Source organism: Streptomyces uncialis (assembly GCF_036250755.1).
GTDB lineage: Bacteria > Actinomycetota > Actinomycetes > Streptomycetales > Streptomycetaceae > Streptomyces > Streptomyces uncialis.
The window spans coordinates 4,635,827-4,654,743 of the sequence record NZ_CP109583.1; the positions used below are offsets into that span (position 1 = coordinate 4,635,827).

Here is an 18,917-nt window from a genome sequence, read left to right on the forward strand (position 1 = left end):
CTGGCGTGCTACTGTCGACGAAGTTGCAGTTGTGGTTCCCAAAAACTTCAAGTGCCCTCACTGGTGTTGACTGCCGGTGGGAGCACTTCTGTATTTCCGGTGCTTTTTTCCGGGCGGGGCAATCATCGCGGCGACACGGCGTCCGCACAGTGCGGACGCCGGGCACTGCCCCGAAGGAGATTTGACATGGCATCTGGCACCGTGAAGTGGTTCAACGCCGAAAAGGGTTTCGGTTTCATCGAGCAGGACGGCGGCGGCGCTGACGTCTTCGCCCACTACTCGAACATCGCCACCCAGGGCTTCCGTGAGCTTCAGGAAGGCCAGAAGGTGACCTTCGACATCGCGCAGGGCCAGAAGGGCCCGACGGCGGAGAACATCGTTCCCGCCTGATCATCACGCGTACAGCAGCTGGGGCCCGTACCTTGGGGTGCGGGCCCCAGCTCGTTGCGTTCCGGAACGCGGCCCAGCCGCCGGCCCGGGGCCGCCCCACTCGTGGCGCTCCTGGAATGCCCGGCCCGCCGCACCGCACCGCACGCCACTCGACAGACCAGCGCTTCCCGTGGCCCGTACCCCGGATTCCCGGCCCGGACCACGTACCGCACTTCCGATTCCGAGCCCGCTGGGATTTCCCGCCGGACGGATTCGCATTCGCTTTTCCACTGGCTCGTTCTTGCAATTCTCTGCGCTGTTCATCGCTGCGGGAATTCCTCGATACGTGCCACATCGAGGAAGGTTCCCCATGAACCGCACACGTACCAACGACCGATCCTCCCGTGCCCGTAAAGGTGCCGCGGCAGCGGGCCGTGGCACCGGCCGCTCCGGCGGCTTCGGTGGCTCCGGCGGCGCGTCCCGTGGCCGCTCCGGCGCGCCGAGCCGTTCGGGTGGTGGCGGCGGCGGTCGCCGTCCCGCCGGGCGCAAGGAGTTCGCGCTGCCGGTGACGGTGACGCCCGCGCTGCCGTCCGTCGAGGCGTTCGCCGATCTGGACATGCCCGCCCCGCTGCTGGCCGCGCTGGCCGCGGAAGGTGTGACCACCCCGTTCCCGATCCAGGCCGCGACCCTGCCGAACACCCTCGCGGGCCGCGATGTGCTGGGCCGCGGACGCACCGGGTCCGGCAAGACCCTCGCGTTCGGTCTCGCGCTGCTCGCCCGGACCGCCGGGCGGCGTGCCGAGCCCCGTCGTCCGCTGGCCCTGGTGCTGGTGCCGACGCGTGAGCTGGCGCAGCAGGTCACCGACGCGCTCACCCCGTACGCCCGCTCGGTGCGGCTGCGGCTGGCCACGGTCGTGGGCGGTATGTCCATCGGCAAGCAGGCCAGCGCGCTGCGCGGCGGTGCCGAGGTCGTCGTGGCGACCCCGGGCCGGCTGAAGGACCTCATCGACCGGGGCGACTGCCGGCTGGACATGGTCGGGATCACCGTCCTGGACGAGGCCGACCAGATGGCCGACATGGGCTTCATGCCGCAGGTCACGGCACTGCTCGACCAGGTGATGCCCGGGGGCCAGCGGATGCTGTTCTCCGCGACGCTCGACCGCAACATCGACAAGCTGGTGCGCGGCTACCTCAGCGACCCGGTCGTCCACTCCGTCGACCCGTCGGCGGGCGCGGTGACCACGATGGAGCACCACGTCCTGCACGTCCGCGGTGAGGACAAGCACCAGACGACGACCGAGATCGCGGCGCGCGAGGGCCGGGTGATCATGTTCCTGGACACCAAGCACGCGGTGGACCGGCTCACGAAGCACCTGCTGAGCGTCGGGGTGCGGGCGTCCGCGCTGCACGGTGGCAAGTCGCAGCCGCAGCGCAACCGCACCCTGGACCAGTTCAAGAACGGTCATGTGAGCGTGCTCGTGGCGACGAACGTCGCGGCGCGCGGTATCCACGTCGACGATCTGGACCTCGTCGTCAACGTCGATCCGCCCAGTGACCACAAGGATTACCTCCACCGCGGTGGCCGTACGGCCCGTGCGGGTGAGTCGGGCAGCGTCGTCACCCTGGTCACCCCGGACCAGCGCCGTGACATGACACGTCTCATGGCCGACGCGGGTATCCGTCCGAACACCGCGCAGGTCCGCCCCGGTGAGGAGGAGCTGAGCCGCATCACCGGTGCCCGAATCCCGTCGGGTGTCCCGGTCGTCATCGCCGCGCCCGCGGTGGAGCGTCCCAAGCGCGGCGCCACCACCTCGCGCGGGCGTCGGCGTCCCGGTCCGGGCGCCCGTCGCTCGTCCTCGTCCTCGTCCTCGTCCTCGTCCGGTGGCGCGCGGCGCTCGTCGTACGGGAAGACTGCCTAGTCCCTGGGCATCGATCAGGAAGCCGCCCTTCTCAGCAATCCCGCCAGGAACGTCCCTCTCATCCACCTGTGAGGCATCATGCGCTGTGTCATCGCCCGTTTCCCGTTCGACCTGACCAAGGGCGGAGTACTGGAATCGATGAAGGGCATCAAGCCCGAGCCGATCACCGGTGAGTCCGTCATCATCGGACGCCGTCAGTACCCCGCCAAGCAGGTGGGGCAGATCATCACCGGGCAGGACCGCCGTGACTTCAGCGCCGGTGAGGTCATCCGCGCGATGGCCAAGCTCGGCTTCACCTGTGTGGAGGCCGCGGCGCCCGCGCCCGCGGGTGCGGTGGACGGCAGCGTCTCCGCCGAGGGCTACGAGGGCCTGCGCTAGCTGATACCTCTGACGGACGGCCGGACCCCGGGGTCCGGCCGTCCGTCCGTTCCCGCCTCCTCCGCCCCTGCCGCCTTCCGCCGCCCGCTCCCGCTCAGGGGCGGGCGGGGAGGTAGTAGGGGCGGTGGTGTGCCGCCACCGGGGGCGACTGGCAGGTCCAGGCCCCGGCGGGCGCGGCGCCCGCGACGAGACGGGCCAGATCGCGGCCCAGTGGCGGGTCCGGGTCATGGACGGTGAGGGACACCCGGCCGGCCGCGGCGGGGTCCGTCAGGTCGTACCAGCGGTAGGGCTGGTGGACGTTCATCGGCCCGGCGAGCGTGCGGCCCCGGGCATCGGTGCCGTACCCGGTGATCGGGGCGGTGTTCACGGGCAGCGGGGTCAGCCCGGTGAGCCCGGCCGCCAGCGAGAACACCTCCGTGCCCTCCCCCGTCCCCGGCGCGGTCCGGCAGCTGATGTGCCAGTCGTCCCCGGCGGGCCCGTTGGGCGACGGCATCCGCGCCTCGAACCGGCCCGGGTGCTTGGGCTCCGCGAACAGCGCGCGCCCGGCCTCGACGGCGAACGGGTTGTCGCACAGGACGTGCAGCCGCGCGATACCGAGCAGCTTCGTCTGGTCCCAGCCCCGCGCGTACTGCGCGTAGGTGAGCGCGGGCAGCCGGTCCTCCGCCCCCGCCGGGTACGCGACGACGCTGTACTCGATCTCCTGGGTGACCCCGCCCCCGTCCGCGTACTGCGCGAAGTACAGCTGGTAGTTCAGCGACACCAGCGCCCGTCCCTCGAACTCCGCGGCGGTCAGCGCCGGATGGTGCTCGGCGAGCACCGCGCGCACCGGTTCCGGGTCGACGGGGAAGTCGGCGCCGAGCTGGTGCAGCGCCCCGTAGTGGAAGGGCAGCCGGAAGGGCTCGGGGACGGGCGGCAAGGGCAGTGGGCTCATACGGCGGCTCCGGGGTCGAGGACGGTGAGCGGGCGGTCCCGTTCGGTCAGGTCGGCCTCGATCCGGTCGGCGCTGCGCAGGGCGAGGGCCGCCATGGTGAGGGTGGGGTTGGACGTGGCGACGGACGGCATGCTGCCGCAGCCCACCGCGTACAGCCCGGGGTGGTCCCAGCAGCGCTGCCACGGGTCGACGACGGACGTGCCGGGGCTCTCGCCCATGAGGTGGGTGCCCGCGGCGTGGCCCGCGCCCCGGTAGGCGTAGGTGCGGCGGCGGTGCTCGAAGCGGCCCGGCCAGTCGCCGGGCGGCCGGTAGGAGGTGTGGTCCTCGGCGCCGAGGAGGTCGAAGATCTGCTCGGAGACCCCGCGGGCGGCGGCCATCCCGTCCCGCACATGGGTGTCGAGGTCGTAGGTGACGACCGGGCGCGGCAGTCCGAGGGTGTCCCGGAGCACCGGGTCGAGGGTGATCCGGTTGGCGGGGTCGGCGGCCTGTTCCATCTCGAACTGGAGGGTGAACTGGCGGCTCAGCCGGGTGTGGAGGGCCTCGCGCAGGGCTCCGCCGGACATCCCCCGGCCGACGAGTTCGGCGACATCGGTGTCGACGGGTCCCTTGGCCCACACCCAGCCCCAGTTGCCGATCTCGATCCGGAACGGTGCGCGGACCCGGCGGCCCGGCCCGTACCGGAACCCCTCGAAACCCGAGGTGGAGCCGGGGCCCCGGTACGGGCCGACGGGCCTCGGCAGCAGCCCCCAGGTGAGCAGGACCGGGTGGTCCATGAGGTTGCGGCCGACCTGGTCGCTGCGGTTCGCGAGACCGGACAGCAGGAGCAGCCGCGCGTTCTCGACGGCGTGCGCGGCGAGGACGACGACATCGGCGTGCGCGGTGTGTGTGACGTGGGCGGTGTGGGTGGTGGGTTTGGTGTGGGTGGTGTGGGTGGTGGCGCTTGTGGTGTTCGTGTAGGCGCGGTACTCGACGCCGGTGGCGCGGCCCGTTCCGTCGGTGAGGACCCGGCTGACCACCGCGCGGGCGGTCAGCGTCACCGAGCCCGACCACCGGGCCTGGGTCTTGAGCGGGGTGTACTTCGCGTGGGACGGGCAGTGCGGGATGCAGGTCGCGCTGCCGACGCAGCGGCTGTCCGGGTCGGGGCGGCCGTGCGCGCCCGCCGGAATGTAGCCCGCGCCCGCGTCGTACCCGGGGTGGGGTGCGCTGTTGCGGGCGTGCGGGGTGCCGGTGACCCGCAGTTCGACGCCGTCGCGGGTGACCGGGTCCGTGACCCGGCGGCCGTCGAGCCGGGCGGCCAGGGTGCGGTCGAGGTGGCTCGTCGGGATCGCCCGCATGGGGAAGACATAGCCGCCGGGGAAGGGCAGGCCGACGGCGTCGCGCTGTTCGGTCACATCGGCGGCGACCCCGATCTCCCGTTCGGCGGCGCGGTAGTGCGGTTCGAGGTCGGCGTAGCTGAGCGGCCAGCGGCGGCCGTAGCCGAAGACCTCGGTGTCGAAGTCCTCGGGCAGCATGCGCGGGGTCAGCCCGGTCCAGATGTTGCCGGTGCCGCCGTTGGTACGCAGATAGCCGCTGGCGTACGGGAGCGGGCCCCGCTGGACGAGGTGCCCGGTGGAGCCGTCGCCGTCCACGGCGGTGGGCCAGGGGGCGGCCGGGTTCGCCGGGTACGGGGAGTCGGCGGTCTTGGCGGGGGCGGCGAGATAGCGCTCCAGCGCGTCGCGGTGGCCGCGGTCCGGGTCGGCGGTGTGTTCGCCCGCCTCCAGGACGAGGACCCGGCGGCCCCGGTCCCCGAGGTGCCGGGCCACCAGGGAACCGGCGATCCCGGCGCCGACCACGATCACGTCGTACCGCGGTCCGCTCACCGGGGGATCCCGTCCGGGGGCGGGGCGCTCCAGCTGCCGAAGCCGGGGGCGGTGGTGCCGGGGGCCGGGGTTCCGGCGGCCCGCCAGACCAGTGCCCCGGCGTACGCCCTCGCGGAGACGAGGTACGGTCCCGCGCCGCCGCGCAGGCCCGGCCAGCTGCCGGTGTACCAGAGGCGGGTCATGGCGCGGACCAGTTCCGGGACGGTGTGCGGTTCGCCGCCGACGAGGCGGGCGTAGTTGTCGGGGCCCGCCTCCCGGGCCACCAGCTCCCGGTACTCGGTGACCAGGCCGGTCGCGTACAGCTCCTCGGCGGTGAATCCCGTCAGTTCGGCGGACAGGGTGACGAAGTCCTGTTCCCCGGCCCGGTCCCGGTCGTCCCGGTCGTTCTCCGGACCCTGGTCCCTGTGTCTTCTCCATGTCCACGGCACGGGGGCGATCAGTGCCCAGGTGGGGTGGGGTCATGCCTTCGGGTGCGGGCGGCCCCCCGAAGGGGTGGTGTCCTGCGGAAGCCCGGCGGCGGGGGGCTCGGGGGTGGTAAGTCGGCGGGTCGCCTTCGCTTGCGCTTCCCAGGTCCGTCCGGGTCGGCGTACTTCGTTGCTGTGCCGTCGCTCGGTGGGTTTGCGCAGTTCCCCGCGGGTCGCCTTCGCTTGCGCTTCGTAGGTCCGCCCGGCTGGACGTACTTCGTTGCTGTGCCGTCGCTCGGTGGGTGCGCAGTTCCCCGCGCCCCTGGATGCTGCCCCTCGCTGTCGGTCTTCGGGTGCGGGTCCGCCCTCGGTTTCGCGCAGTTCCCCGCGGGGCGCCTTCGCTTGCGCTTCCCAGGTCCGTCCGGCTGGGCGTACTTCGTTGCTGTGCCGTCGCTCGTCGGTTTTTGCGCAGTTCCCCGCGCCCCTGGAAGCTGCCCCCTCGCTGTCGGACTTCGGGTGCGGGTCCGCCCTCGGTTTCGCGCAGTTCCCCGCGGGGCGCCTTCGCTTGCGCTTCCCAGGTCCGTCCGGGTCGGCGTACTTCGTTGCTGTGCCGTCGCTCGGTGGGTGCGCAGTTCCCCGCGCCCCTGGAAGCTGCCCCCTCGCTGTCGGTCTTCGGGTGCGGGTCCGCCCTCGTTCCGACGTGCTCGGTACGAGGTCCGGTGTGGGGGGTTCTCCGTCCCGAGCTACGGTTCCAACCGCGCGACTCCTCCCGTCTCAAGGGCCACCCACACAGCGCCGTCGGAACCTATGGTGATGCCGTGCGGCTCGGACGACGGTGACGGCAGGCTGTACTCAGTGATCTCGCCGCTGTCGGTGATGTGGCCGATGCGGTTGGCGCCCCATTCGGTGAACCAGCAGTCCCCGGTGGACGCCGCGACGATGGCGTGGGGTTTGGCCGTGCGGTCGGGGAGCGGGAACTCCTTGATCGCGCCATCCACCGAGATCCTGCCGATCTGGCCCGCTGCGATCTCGACGAACCACAAGGCGGTGCCGTCACTGGTGATGCCCACGGGTGCGGCGCCGGGGGTGGGGAGTGGGTGTATGACGATGTCCCCGTGGACAGTGATGCGGCCGATCGCGTTCGCCTGGTTGAGGGTGAACCACAGGGCCCCATCAGGGCCTGCGGTGATCGCCGAGGGATAGGCGCCCGTACGGGGAAGGACGAACTCGGTGATCTCTCCTTCGCAGGTGATGCGGCCGATACGGTCGGTGTTCATCTCCGTGAACCACACCGCGCCGTCCGGACCGGCAGTGATACCGAAGGGTCCGCTGCCGGGCGTCGGGGTGGGGAAGGACTCCCTTTCGCCGTCGGTGGTGACGCGGCCGATCCGGTGGTCCTCGAACCGGGTGAACCACAGTGCTCCGTCGGGCCCGGGAGTGATGACCGTAGGGCGGCACTCAGACGAGTCCAGGGGGTATTCGTCGAGTTCGCCGTCGAGGGTGAGACGCGCGATGCGGCCATTGTGCGCGAAGGTGAGCCACAGCGCACCGTCCGGTCCGGCCGCGATGCCGTAAGGCCCCGCGCCCTTGTCCGCCACGGAGATCTCCCTGATGGGCGGGGCATCGGAAGGGTGCACAGCAACTCCTTGCAGGGGTGGTGGGGTGAAGGTCAATCGGACAGGTGAGGCGGTCGTACAGATCGACGGCTGGGAAGACTTCTGCGTCGGGCTCTACAGCAGTGACAGCGGCGACCTCCTCGATGGCGGGCCGCCGTACCCGCCGGTGGCCGCGGCGCATGAAGGAGCGCCGCGTGACCTCCTCGACAAGTCCGGGCCGTGCTCCGGCGTTGAGCCAGCCCCCTCCGGACTCCCGTACGCACTGCTCGACATAGGCGTGCATCTGGTCGTGGTCGGCATTCCAGCCATAGCGGAACATCGACCGTAAGCGGTCCGCCGCCTCGGTGGTCCGCATGTCAGCATGCTCGGCGATCGACGCGTTACGGTCATCGAGCACCATGCCGTCCACGATGCAGAGGGCGGCCGGTTCCACAAGTCCACAGGCAGTGGCGGCCGTCACCGCGTACCCGCCGGTGGAATGGCCGACCAGCACGGGGCGGTCCCAGGCCAGCGCGGTGACGACGCCACCGATGTCTCGCCAGTACTGCTCGGGATCGGTGGAGTCGAGCCGGGTCTGCCCATGGCCACGCAGGTCGAGGGCAATCGGATGGCACTCGCCCACCAGATGGGACGCCACATCCGTCCAGGCCGCGGCGTTGTGTCCGCTGCCGTGGACAAGCAGCACGCCCTCACCGTGACCGCCGAAGTCCACACCGGACAGGACCCCGTCCACGACGGGGAGTTCGATCTCTGTTCCGGTCACCACCGCACCCTGTCTGCGCGAAGACAGCCGGTGCAACTGCTTTTCTCGCTTCGTTGGGACCGGCTTCACGCCGCACGGCTACGCCACAGCGCCCTGACACACGACGCGGAGGGCGGCGCCTCCACCCCCATGCTGCCGGCCCGCTCCCGCCATGTCTCCGTCCGCTCCCTGGAGCGGTACGCCCGCCCTGGCGTCGACGCACTCGCCCGACACGTCGCCGAACGCGACCCCGCCGCACGTCGCCGCTCGTGACACCCACCGTTTGCGGCTGGTGACAGCGTTCCTACCGGCAGCCCGAACTGCGCACCCACGTCCGTACCCGCGCAGGGACAGGTACGTCCAGGTGGGGAACCTCGGGAGCGCGAGCGAAGGCGTACCGTGGAGGGTGGGACCGGCACCGTGTCGGGCCCTGACCAGCGTGAGGTGACCGTATGGACGCCTTCACCGTGGTCGCCGTGTTCGTGGTTGTCGTGGTTCTGGGGATGATGGTCATCCATCAGCTCCACCGCCGGCAGCATGACCGGAACATGGCCTTCCACTACAGCGAGACCATGCCCGGGGTGGGCCGTCGGCAGCGGGGGCACCACCGTCCGGTCGCGCGGCCGGAGCAGGCCCCGCGCGACGCGACCGACGGGTCCGACGGGTCCCACGGGTCCCACGGGTCCGACCTGGGCAGTCGATGAAAGCCGGCCGGGTGACCGGGACCGGCGGGGCGGCCACGTCGTCCTCGCAGGCTCCGCCCGGCGGGCGGGCCGAGGTGCGGGTCGTCGCGGGGTCGCCGGACGCCGCCCGTAAGGTCGCCGAGGTGCTGCGCCGCTGCTTCGCGGGGACGGAACAGCGCAGCTACCCCGCCGACGAGGAGGGCGGGGCGCGGCTGCACCTGACCGTGGACACCACGCGGCCTGCCGAACCGGCGCGGGGCTGGCTGGAGAGCAGTGAGCCGTCCCGGAACCGGCGCGCGCACTCCGACGAGCTGTGACCCCCGGCCCTCCCTCCGTCCCTGCTGCGGGTCGCCCGGTCCGGGCCTAGCCTGGAAGCAGGGTCGGAGCACGCTCATGTGCGAGGACCCGGAAGGGCGGCCCCGGTGTATGACACCGGGGCCGTTGAGCCGCCGAGGGGTCAGCGGGTGCGCAGCCGGGCCGCTCGGGCGTCGAGTTCCGCGCGGAAGTGGCGGGCCCGTTCGGCGGCGTGGAGCTGGTGGCGGGTCTCGACGGCCCGCATCCGGTCGGCGGCCTCCTCCTCGGCGAGATGCCGCAGTTCCTGGTGCTCGATCTCCGCGAGGGTGTGCCGGATGCGGAGCTTGTCGCCGTGCAGGCGGCGGCCCGCCCGGAGCCGGTCGGTGAGGTTCTCGTCGTACGCCGTGGGGCGGCTCATCAGCTTCGCGAGGACCGGCATCGCGTCCACCGCGAGCAGCAGCAGATGCAGCAGCACCGTGATGAAGGCGGCGAACGAGTCGCTCCAGGCGACCTTGCCGAGGGCGTGGGCGCGGGTGAGGATGCCGGTGCCGTCGAGGTCACCGGCGAAGCGCGCGGTGTCCCGCTCGATCCGGCGTTGCAGGGCGACCTGGTACGTGTCGTCCGCGGAGTCCCGCTTCACGGCGAGGGTGCGGCCCTTGGCGGTGAGGGCGGACAGTTCCTCCTCGTACTCCTTGATCTTGCTGGAGGTGCGGTACGAGGTGGAGTCGGCGCGGGCCCGTTCGCAGGTCTCGCTGACGTCCGCGACACCGTTCCACCAGATCCACTTGGCCCGGCCGCACTCCCGCTGTTCGGTGGCCATCTTGGTGCTGAGGTTCTTGTTGATCCGGTCGACCTGGGTGCGGAGTTCACCGGAGCGGGTGGTGTTCTTCGCGAGCTGGGCGCGCAGCACCGCGGGTGAGCCCGGGACCTTGAGCTGGTGCGCGGCGCACTCGGGGCGGGCGGTGGTGTCGGCGCCGCTCGGCGGGTTGCAGGACATCAGGGCGCCGCGGTGCTTGGCGGCCTTGCGGTCGTTGCCGACGCTGATCTCCTGGCGGATCTCCGGGTCGAAGACCTGGAACAGCAGCGGTTCGGCGATGAACAGGCCCAGCAGCACCGACACCGCGAGCCGCGGCAGCAGCGCCCGCAGCCGTCCCTTGGTGTGGACGCCGTGGGTGCTGGACACCAGCCAGCTGTCGAGGGCCAGCACCACCCAGAACCACACGGCCGCGACCACCAGCGCCACGGCGAGCGGCAGGTCCGGGCGGAACGTGACGAGGGCTATGGCCATCGAAGCCCCGCCGAACAGGGCCGTGTTGACGACGATCGCCCCGTACCAGGTGTAGCGGGCGCGTTCCTCCGGGCCGTGGTCGAGGATGTCCTCCCGCACCCCGATCAGCCCGCGCAGCCGGGCCGCCGGGCCACGGGCGGGCGGCGCGGGTGCTGGTGGCTGCGGGGCGGGGTGGGGTGCGGGGTTCGGGGCGTCGGACGCGTGGTCCGTCGCCGGGGTGGTGAGGTCAGTCGCCACGGCGTTCCTCCAGTCCCGCGAATCCGATGTCGGAGTCGTCGTCGGAGTCGGATTCCGGGTCGTCGGGGGCGGTCACCGGGTCGGGGGCCGGGGCTCCGGCGGCGCGCGGCTCGGCGGGGTCCGCGGGGACGGCGGCGGCCGCCGCGTAGGGGCCGTCGTCGGTGGCGCGGTCCAGGCGTTCCGCGGTGACCCGCTGGACCTCGTCGTCGCGGCCCTGGGTGAGCGCCTGCACCCCGGGCTGCGGGGTCTCGCCGACGTTGGAGATCAGCGCGCCGACGTCGACCGGCCGGTCGTCGCCGTGGCCCCGGCTGATCGCGCGGGCGGTCAGGTCGTGCTGGACCTTGAGGACCCGGTCGCGCCACTCCTGGTGCTCCTGGCGCTGTGTCCGGGCGTCCTCCCGGTTCTCCAGACGGCGCCGTTCGCGGTCCTCCCGGCGCTGGAACCAGCGGCGGGAACGCTCCTCGCGGTCGGCCGTGGCATCCGTCCGCTGGTCCTCCCGGTTCAGTTCGTGGCGGCGGTCGTCGCGTTCGAGCTGCGCGCGGGCGTCGTCCCGGTCCATGGCCTCGCGCTTGGCGAGGTACTCGCGTTGCAGGGCCGCGACCTCCTCGGCCCTGGTGTCGCGGCGTTCCTCGTCGGCGCGGCGGCGTTCGGCGATCTCGGCGGCGGTCAGTCCGCCGCTGCGCAGGGCGAGGAAGTCGGTGGCGACAGGGTCGTCGCCGACGGAGGTGATGTCCTCATGGGCCTGGTTGCGCTGGAAGCCGTTGGCGCGGGCCTGGAGCAGCAGTTCGTGTTCCTGGGTGCGGCTGCCCGCGGCCTGTTCGTAGACCGTGCGCATGTTCTCGAACTCCTGCCGGTGGCGCTCCTCCAGGGCGGCGAGCTCCGCGCGGTGCCGTTCCTCCTCGCGGGCCGCCTCGATGCGCTGCTTCTCGGCGCGCATCCGCTGCTCGTGCTCGGCCCTGGCCTGCTGGGCGGCGAGTTCGGCCTCCACCCGGGCCTTGTCGGCGGCGAGCCGGGCCCGTTTGACCTCCTCGACATGGGCCGCGAACTCCTCCGGGGTCAGCACCTCGACGCCGGACGCGACGATCCGCAGCCCGGACACCACGTCGGAGGTCATCTCCTGGTAGCCGGTGAGCCGGGCGTCGATACGGTCGCGGGTCCCGGTGGTCTCCCCGATGGGCTGGTCGGCGCCGTCCTCGACGAGGCCCGGTACGGAGCGGAGGTAGCCGAGCAGCAGTTCATGGACGTCGGTGACCCCGTCGCGGACGACGGAGGGGGCGTCGACGACCGTGCAGTCGAAGGTGATCCGCGCGGTGAAGGAGCCCTGGTCGGCGGAGGGCACGGGCAGTTCCACGACGACGGGGACCCCGACGCGGCAGTTGACGACCGTCACGGAGGACGCGGTGACGACCAGGGGGTCGTCGGCGTGCAGCCGTCCGGGGTCCGCGATGTAGTCCTCGCCGGTGCGGAACACGCGGACGTGGTGCGGGGCGAGCAGGGGCAGTTCGTCGTCGGCGCGGGTGGGCCGGCTGGTGAGGAGGCCCCGGCGCCGGCCGGGGCGGCCGTACACCCGTTGTTCCACAAGGGGGTACGTGTCGGTCATGTGAGGGTTCCTTATGGGTGCGGATTGCTGTGCGGTGGACTGGTTGTCGTGGGTGCGCGCTGTTCCGCGGGTGCGGGTCCGCTGTTCTCGCGCGGTTCCCGCGCCCTTTCGGGGGCGCCTCGTGCGGCTGTTCGTCGGGTGCGGGTGCTACCGGGCGGGTGAGAGGAGCGCCGCGCGGAAGGTGTGGGTGAGGGCGGTCGGTTCCGGGGCGAGGGAGGCGGGGGGCTCAAGGACGCGGTGGAGCAGTTCGCGTTCGTTCGGGGGGAGCGCCGCTCCCACGCTCGCGCCGAACTCCCTTGCCACGTCCAACGGGTTCTCCCCGACCTGGGGCAGCGCGCGCAGCGCGGCCCGCAGGGAACGCAGGGCGTCCCCGCGCAGCGGGCGGTTGCACAGGACGGCCGCCCACAGCTCCGCCAGCTTGGGCCGGAACCCCGGCTGTTCGGCGGTCAGTACCGCGACCACCGGGCAGCGGGTGCGCGCCACCCGGACGGTCAGCACCTCCAGCGCGGCCCGGAACGTGACTCCCTTGGTGCGGTCGGTGGCGTCCTTGCGGCGCTGGAGCCCCAGCCGGTACACCAGCAGATCGAGGACGACACCGGCGTCCTCCCCGCTCTCCACCAGCGCCACGACGAGGTTGGCGAGGGCGAGCCGGGCGTGCAGCGAGGTCTCCGCGTCCTTCCCGGTCAGAGTCCAGAGCCGCTTGACGGCGTCGGTGGGGAAGCGGACCCCGAGCGGACCGCTGAAGGCGAGCGCGGCCGATTTGCGCAGCCCCGGGTCGGCGGACTGGGCCCAGCCCCGGGCGAGGGTCAGGGCGGTGGCGTCGAGCGCGTCGTCCTGGCTCATCCACCACAGCACCAGGACCGCCACGGACTGCGCCGCCGGGCCCTCCGCGCCGCTCGCCCAGGGGTGCAGATAGCAGCCGGAGACCTCCTCGAAGGCGGGCCGGGCCAGCAGCGCGAGGCCCGAGGAGACGGACATCCACAGGGCGGCCTCGGGTATGAGCCCGACCAGTGCGGTGAGCCAGTCGCGGACCCCGTCCCAGTACGCGGTGGAGTGGTTCTCCCACAGTTCCTCCAGCACCCAGGACCGGTACTGCGGACCGGGGAAGACGAGCGCGGTGCGCACCGGTGAACCGCCCGAGAGCTCCTCCGTGGTGACGAGCGCGTTGCGGGCGAGGGAGCGGCGGCGGTCGGGGCGGCGCCGGTCGGCGCGGGTCCGGTCGGGACGGGGCCGGGCCTCCGTGGTGTCGTCGTCGCCGTCCCTGGCGGGGGGCGGCGGCGGTGGCCCGGGGAACTCCTGCTCCAGCCGGGGTTCCAGCAGCTCCTGGTACGACTCGAAGGCCCGGCGGCCGGCCCCGGTGACGAAGGCGAGGGTGGTGACCTCCGCGATCTCCTGGAGCGTGCGGTCCTCGGCGAACCAGTCGCGGACCGGCCGGGACGCGCTGTCGCCGTACTCCCGCCATACGTCGTCGGGGTCGGACCCGGCGCAGATCCGCCCCGCCGCCGCCGCGACCTCCGCGATCCGGCATCCGGCGGGCAGTCCCCGGACCGCCCGGTCGACGGTGTCGTCGCCGCATCCGGCCTTGCGCAGCCGCAGCCGCAGCGCGTCCGCCAGGTCGGGGGGCCGCCACAGCGCGTGATGGACGGCCTCCGGCGCGGTCTCCCCGGCGCCGTGCACGGTGGTGACGACGAGATGGGCGCCCTGGGCGCGGACCTGGTCGCGCACCCGCCGCCAGTCGAAGTCGGCGGTGCCCGCGCGGCCCTCGTCCATCCGGTCGAGGAGGACGTAGCCGACGCCCGCGGTGAACGTGCGGTCGGCGAGCTGGCGCAGGTCGAGGTCCGGGGACAGGACGACGTACTCGGCGGGTCCGCCGACGCCGCCCGTGCCGCTCTCGGCGACCGCGTCGAGCAGGGCGACCGCGCCGGAACGCTTGCCGGTGCCGGGCTGCGCGACGAGGACGACCACGCTGTCCTTCTCCAGCATCCGCGCGGTGTCCGGGAAGCAGCCGGGACGTACGTAGGAGGCGAGGAGGCCGTCCACCTCCTGGGCGTCGAGCCACCCGGTGGCCCGGCGGCGGCCCCCGGCGGCACCCGGGGCACTCCCGCCGATACCGAAGTGCGCGTGCGGGGCCGCCACGGAGCCGTAGAAGTACTGGCTGACGTTGCTCTGGTGGACGGCGGTCTGCGGGTCGGTGGCGGGCCGGGGCTCGGTGGCGGACCGGGGGTCGGTGGGTGCGGCGGTACTCGGGTCCCCGGACGGCGCGGTACTCGGGTCCCCGGGTGGCGGTGGATTCTCGGCGGGTGGTGGGTCGGTGGGTGGTGGGTCGGTGCTCGAGCGGGTCCTGGGCCGGGCGGGTCGGTGGGGCCGGGGCCGTCGGGGGCCGGGTCGGAGGGCGGGCGGTCGTCGTCGGGGCTCCCCGGCGCGGACCGGTCACCGGCGGGACCTCCCGGTGAGCGGCGGTCGTGGGCGCCTGGTGTGCGGCGGTCGTCCTCGGGGCTCCCCGGAGTGCGGCGGTCGCCGTCGGCGGGGTCCGGCGGGCCGGGGGCGTCGGGTGTGCGGCCGGGATCGGGAGTCCGGGCGGGGTCGGGTGTGCGGGCGGGGTCGGGTGTGCGGGCGGGGTCGGGGCGGTCCCCGAGCCGGATGACCCGGCGGACGGCGCCCGGACGGTCGGCCCCGGCGGCGTGCGGGGTCGCGGGTGGTGGGGACGCGAGTGGTGAGGTCGCGGGTGGTGAGGTCGCGGGTGGGTGCGGGGTACGCGGCTGCGGGGCGGGCGCGGCTCCCGGGAGGGGAGCGGGCCACGACTGGGGCTCGCGTCGGTTGTGGAGTGGTGGGGCGGGAAGCGGAAGCTGTCGCCGCTCACGCGGCTCGTCATCGTGCTCTGTCATTCCAGGCCGTCGCTCGATGTCACTTGGAGATCCCGAAGACGGCGCCGGAAGCGTGGACGGTTCCATGGAAATTCTGAACCACCCTTTCCCGCACCGCCGTTGATGTGTCGTCCGCAGCGGCCCCGGACGGGCCCGCAGCGTCGGACCGGTGCCCCGGAGCGGACCGGGGCAGGTCGTCGGACCGCGCGGGAGCAGCGGGTACGTCCGCGTCCCGCGTCCCTGTCACCGCGTCCGGGGCGGCCGGGGCGTCGAGCCCCAGGGTGTGCACGTCATGGCCGGGCACCCAGATCCAGGCCCGCCCGGCGTACTCCTTCTCCTCGATCCGCACCTGGAGGAAGTCGCGGGCGCGGACGGTGGTGTACGCCTCCCGCACTACGTCGTTGAAGACGGTGGCGGAGACGGCGACGGCGAGCGGGGCGTCCTCGGCCGCCGCCAGCGCGCTCCGCAGCACCCGGCTGTCGAGGAGGCGGCCGATCTCGACCGGGGCGCGGCCGACGAAGCCGTTGGCCCCCGGGGACGCCGTCCCGAAGTGCAGGGCGGCCCGCAGCTCCAGCCAGGAGTCCCGGACCCGGCCGTGGTTGAAGGCCCGCAGCCCGGCGTCCAGCCGGCGCATGAACGTGTCCACCATCGCGGGCTCGGACGCGCCCTCCGGCAGGACGGCCATGACCGAGTCACCCGCCTGCTGGACCGCCCACGCGGCCATGTCCTCACCGGCCGCGCGGGCGGCCACGCCGACGAGCTGGGGGATCGCCTCCTGGAAGCAGCTCTGGGTGAGCACGTCGGCCCGGCCGTACCCCTTCGCGTCGACGGCCAGCAGCAGTCTGCGGCCGAATGTGTCCAGGCCGCCGGGTCCGCCTGCGATCGTTGTCATGACACCCCTAGTGGTGCGCGGTGGAGGGTAGTTGTGGGAGGGAAGGATGCTCCGTCGGGCAACTCCGGTTCCGCTGGGCGGAGTTGTTACCCGCACGTAGTGACGGATCGATATACGCCGGGCCGGACCGGCGCCCGTTCCCCCGAGCTGACGGGCGCCGGCCATTCAGTCGTACACCTCCGCCCGGAACAGGACCTTGTGGAAATACGGGATGCGGAATCCATAGCGGAATCCATAGAAGTGACTGGTTGGCCCCGGGGGAATGCCGGTTACTGGACGGACATGCACCGTCACCGAGGGGGAACACGGGATGACGCTCACCACCCGTCCGGCGGACCTGCCCGCCCCGCACACCGCTGTCGTCGAGGTCCCCGGGGGGCCGGGACCCACGATGCTCGCCGCGCTCCAGAGCACCCATCAGCAGGCCGACACCAAGACCGGCATCCTCGCGGCGGCCCAGGTCGCCCTCGTCGGCACGTGCGACTTATGGACCGGGACGGCCGCCGGCGCCTGGCGGGACGGCGGGGCGGCGGGGGCCCTGGCCGGGCTGCTGCTGTTCCTGTTCGCCGCCGGGCTGCTCGGCGGGGCGGGCGCACTGGGCGCGGCGCTGCGGCCCCGGCTGCTGCGGCCCCGGGGCGTCAACCGGTACAGCTTCGCGTATCTGGCGGCGGGTGCGGGGACGGGTGCGGGGGGCTGCGGTACGGCCCGGGTCGCGCGTACGAGCCTGGCCGCGCGGATGGCCCGCGCGGCGCGTACGGCCTCCGACGCGTGTACGGCCTCCGTCGCCTCCGTCGCCTCGGGCGCCCCGGGCTCCGCCGCCGACGCCGTGGATGCCCCGGGCTCCGGCTCCGTGGCTGCCCCGGCCGGTTCGCCGGACGGCTCTGGTGACGCCGCCGGGGGCCGGGCCGGGAACGCCGCCCCGGACGCCGTCCCGGACCATGATCCGGCGGCCGACCGGCGGGAGCTGGCGCAGACCCTCGCCTTCCTGGCCCGGGTCGCGGTGGTCAAGTACCGCTGTCTGAGCGGCGCGGTGGTGTGCACGGCCGTGATGGGCGCGGCGGCGGGGCTGGGCATCGTGCTCCGCCCGCTGCTGGGCTGACCGGCGGGGCTTGGGCCGTCCGGCACCCGGTGTTCGTACGGGTGCCGGGGGTGGGGGCGGTGTCCGGGGGTGGGGGCGGCTCCGGTGTCCGGTGCTCGTACCGGTGTCCGGGACCGGGACCGGGGCCGGGTCGGGGCCGGTCCAGGGGGCGGTGCCGGTGTCCGGGGCCGTACCGGTCGCGCGCCGGAACCTGGCCGGGGTCGCCCGACGGGGGTCCTACAGGACCGGCCAGGGGTCCGGGCCCAGGTCGGCCGCGTGCCGCAGGCCCGCCGGGTCGCTGATCGTCGTGGAGCCGTAGCCGGACTCCAGCAGTCCCTCGGCGCGCAGATCGCGCAGCGCCTTGTGGATCGTGGTCTCGGCCGCGCCGGTCAGGTCCGCGAGTTCGGGCTGGGTGAGACGGCAGCCGATGACGACACCGCCCTCGCTGCGGCGCCCGTACGCGGTGGCCAGCTCCACGAGGATGCGGGCGAGCCGGACCTTGACCGGGTAGCCCCGGAATTCGAGGCGCCGCTGGTTGGCCCAGCGCAGCCGGTTCGCGACGATCACGGCGAGCGCGAGCGATATCTCGGGGCGCCGCTTGAGCAGTTCGTGCAGGGCGGCGGGCTGCACCGTACGCGCGGTCATCTCCCCGCAGGCGGTGACCGTGGCCGACCGGGGCGAGGAGCCGTCCAGCGCGGCCATCTCCCCGACCGTGTCACCGCCGACCCGCACGGCGAGCAGCGAGCGTTCGCCGTTCTCCACGGCGGCCGTGACCTTCGCGAACCCGGTGAGCAGCAGCAGGAGATGGCGGTCCGGCCCGCCCTCGCGCAGCAGTGGCGCGCCCTTCTGGAAGGTCACCCGGGAGCCCAGGGCGAGGAGTTCGGCGCGCGCGGGCGGCGCCAGCACCCCCAGCAGACTCCGCGCGGGCCACTGCCCCGTCGCCGTACCCATGACCGCCCCCTGAACCGTCCGCACCCGGACCGTGCCGCGCGGCACCCGCCGCGCCGCCCGCCACCCATCCTGCCGCCGGGTCCCGTCCGGGGTCCATCGATCCGACGGACTGCGACGGACTCGGACCGGCGCGATCCGATCCGGCCCGCCATGGTGTGCCGGGGCGTCGCGGGCACGGGCCTCGTGTCCGCGGGGGCCTCGGCGACGCCGCTCCCGGCCCGGTCCGACGGTGGCCAGCGCGGCACGCCGTTCGCCCAGCCGGGCACATCCGTGCGGAGGGTGATGCCGGGCCGCCGTACCTTGGCGTGTTTCGCGGACGGATCGCGGCCCCGGGTGCCAAGGTTCGGGTACCGGGCCGTCGACAGGTCCTGGTGGGCGCGGTGGAACAGCGCCGTGGCAAGAAGCAGAAGGAAGCGCACGATGGCAACAGGCACGGTGAAGTGGTTCAACGCGGACAAGGGCTTCGGTTTCATCCAGCAGGACGACGGCGGTGCGGACGTGTTCGTCCACTTCTCCGCGATCGACGCGGACGGGTACCGGTCGCTGGACGAGAACCAGCGGGTGGAGTACGACGTCACCCAGGGCCCGAAGGGTCCGCAGGCTGAGCGGGTCGTGCCCATCCCCGGTTAGGGCTCGGCCGCGGTCCGTGTGGCGCCGCGCTCCTGAGCCGACGGCCGGGGCGGGGCGCCACCGCCCGTCCGGGCACCGTCGCCGTACGTCAGGGCGCCTCCCCGTGCCAGGGCACCACCTCACGTCACGGCGCCACCTCACGTCACCGCGCCACCGCGCGTCCGGGCACCGAACGCCCGGGAC

Annotated in this window: 17 protein-coding genes and 1 pseudogene; 8 read left to right on the top strand and 10 right to left on the bottom strand. The window is 73.3% G+C overall.

The window, feature by feature from the left end; translation table 11 throughout:
• The first annotated feature begins 186 nt into the window (after nucleotides 1-186).
• The 3 genes from OG711_RS19175 to OG711_RS19185 all read left to right on the top strand — a co-directional run bounded on the left by OG711_RS19175 (nucleotide 187) and on the right by OG711_RS19185 (nucleotide 2,665).
• Complete coding sequence (locus OG711_RS19175; protein ID WP_073782956.1) at nucleotides 187-390, top strand: cold-shock protein; 204 nt, start codon at nucleotides 187-189, stop codon at nucleotides 388-390.
• Between the two features lie 349 nt (nucleotides 391-739).
• Nucleotides 740-2,287 (top strand): DEAD/DEAH box helicase, encoded by a 1,548-nt coding sequence (locus tag OG711_RS19180; protein ID WP_329559875.1) that lies wholly within the window; start codon nucleotides 740-742, stop codon nucleotides 2,285-2,287.
• A gap of 78 nt (nucleotides 2,288-2,365) precedes the next feature.
• Entirely contained in the window at nucleotides 2,366-2,665 is a 300-nt protein-coding gene (locus OG711_RS19185; protein ID WP_073782952.1) for an SCO5918 family protein, read from the top strand.
• Between the two features lie 94 nt (nucleotides 2,666-2,759).
• On the opposite strand, the gene OG711_RS19190 is transcribed toward OG711_RS19185, so the two are convergent.
• From OG711_RS19190 to OG711_RS19210, 5 genes and pseudogenes are all read right to left on the bottom strand, one after another.
• Nucleotides 2,760-3,596 (bottom strand): hypothetical protein, encoded by an 837-nt coding sequence (locus tag OG711_RS19190; RefSeq protein WP_266509703.1) that lies wholly within the window; start codon nucleotides 3,594-3,596, stop codon nucleotides 2,760-2,762.
• The gene (locus OG711_RS19195) at nucleotides 3,593-5,455 is read right to left on the bottom strand and encodes a GMC family oxidoreductase (protein ID WP_329559876.1); all 1,863 of its coding nucleotides are present in this window, start codon (nucleotides 5,453-5,455) and stop codon (nucleotides 3,593-3,595) included. The genes OG711_RS19190 and OG711_RS19195 overlap by 4 nt, the downstream gene beginning before the upstream one ends.
• A complete protein-coding gene (locus OG711_RS19200; RefSeq protein WP_329559877.1) occupies nucleotides 5,452-5,883 on the bottom strand; it encodes a hypothetical protein in 432 nt (143 codons plus the stop codon). The genes OG711_RS19195 and OG711_RS19200 overlap by 4 nt, the downstream gene beginning before the upstream one ends.
• A gap of 719 nt (nucleotides 5,884-6,602) precedes the next feature.
• The gene (locus OG711_RS19205; protein ID WP_329559878.1) at nucleotides 6,603-7,496 is read right to left on the bottom strand and encodes a Vgb family protein; all 894 of its coding nucleotides are present in this window, start codon (nucleotides 7,494-7,496) and stop codon (nucleotides 6,603-6,605) included.
• Between the two features lie 28 nt (nucleotides 7,497-7,524).
• A pseudogene (locus OG711_RS19210) lies at nucleotides 7,525-8,208 on the bottom strand (alpha/beta fold hydrolase); the annotation flags it as partial.
• Here OG711_RS19210 and OG711_RS19215 point away from each other — a divergent pair.
• The 3 genes from OG711_RS19215 (at nucleotide 8,101) to OG711_RS19225 (ending at nucleotide 9,217) form a co-directional block, all read left to right on the top strand.
• Nucleotides 8,101-8,490, top strand: a complete 390-nt coding sequence (locus OG711_RS19215) for a site-specific integrase (RefSeq protein ID WP_405673772.1) — start codon at nucleotides 8,101-8,103, stop codon at nucleotides 8,488-8,490. The pseudogene OG711_RS19210 and the gene OG711_RS19215 sit on opposite strands and share 108 nt — an antisense overlap.
• 179 nt (nucleotides 8,491-8,669) lie before the next feature.
• Complete coding sequence (locus OG711_RS19220; RefSeq protein ID WP_329559880.1) at nucleotides 8,670-8,921, top strand: hypothetical protein; 252 nt, start codon at nucleotides 8,670-8,672, stop codon at nucleotides 8,919-8,921.
• Nucleotides 8,918-9,217 carry a hypothetical protein gene (locus OG711_RS19225; protein WP_399545323.1) on the top strand — a complete coding sequence of 100 codons (300 nt, stop codon included), beginning with the start codon at nucleotides 8,918-8,920 and terminating at the stop codon, nucleotides 9,215-9,217. Before OG711_RS19220 ends, OG711_RS19225 begins: the two co-directional genes overlap by 4 nt.
• Nucleotides 9,218-9,357: 140 nt before the next feature.
• Here the strand turns inward: OG711_RS19225 and OG711_RS19230 are convergent, their stop codons facing one another.
• The 4 genes from OG711_RS19230 to OG711_RS19245 form a co-directional block, all read right to left on the bottom strand.
• Nucleotides 9,358-10,719 (bottom strand): DUF4407 domain-containing protein, encoded by a 1,362-nt coding sequence (locus OG711_RS19230; protein WP_329559882.1) that lies wholly within the window; start codon nucleotides 10,717-10,719, stop codon nucleotides 9,358-9,360.
• Nucleotides 10,709-12,319: a hypothetical protein gene (locus OG711_RS19235; protein ID WP_266509714.1), complete on the bottom strand. Its 1,611-nt coding sequence runs from the start codon at nucleotides 12,317-12,319 to the stop codon at nucleotides 10,709-10,711. Before OG711_RS19235 ends, OG711_RS19230 begins: the two co-directional genes overlap by 11 nt.
• 147 nt (nucleotides 12,320-12,466) lie before the next feature.
• Nucleotides 12,467-14,455, bottom strand: coding sequence for a hypothetical protein (locus OG711_RS19240; protein WP_329559883.1), 1,989 nt, complete (start codon nucleotides 14,453-14,455; stop codon nucleotides 12,467-12,469).
• A gap of 768 nt (nucleotides 14,456-15,223) precedes the next feature.
• Nucleotides 15,224-16,075 carry a hypothetical protein gene (locus OG711_RS19245; protein WP_329559884.1) on the bottom strand — a complete coding sequence of 284 codons (852 nt, stop codon included), beginning with the start codon at nucleotides 16,073-16,075 and terminating at the stop codon, nucleotides 15,224-15,226.
• A gap of 310 nt (nucleotides 16,076-16,385) precedes the next feature.
• On the opposite strand from OG711_RS19245, the gene OG711_RS19250 reads away from it, so the two are divergent.
• On the top strand, nucleotides 16,386-17,174 hold the full coding sequence (locus OG711_RS19250; protein WP_329559885.1) for a hypothetical protein: 789 nt from the start codon (nucleotides 16,386-16,388) through the stop codon (nucleotides 17,172-17,174).
• Between the two features lie 216 nt (nucleotides 17,175-17,390).
• On the opposite strand, the gene OG711_RS19255 is transcribed toward OG711_RS19250, so the two are convergent.
• Nucleotides 17,391-18,104: a Crp/Fnr family transcriptional regulator gene (locus OG711_RS19255; RefSeq protein WP_073785253.1), complete on the bottom strand. Its 714-nt coding sequence runs from the start codon at nucleotides 18,102-18,104 to the stop codon at nucleotides 17,391-17,393.
• A 420-nt stretch (nucleotides 18,105-18,524) separates the two neighbouring features.
• On the opposite strand from OG711_RS19255, the gene OG711_RS19260 reads away from it, so the two are divergent.
• Nucleotides 18,525-18,734: a cold-shock protein gene (locus OG711_RS19260; RefSeq protein WP_266509724.1), complete on the top strand. Its 210-nt coding sequence runs from the start codon at nucleotides 18,525-18,527 to the stop codon at nucleotides 18,732-18,734.
• The last annotated feature ends 183 nt before the right edge of the window (nucleotides 18,735-18,917 follow it).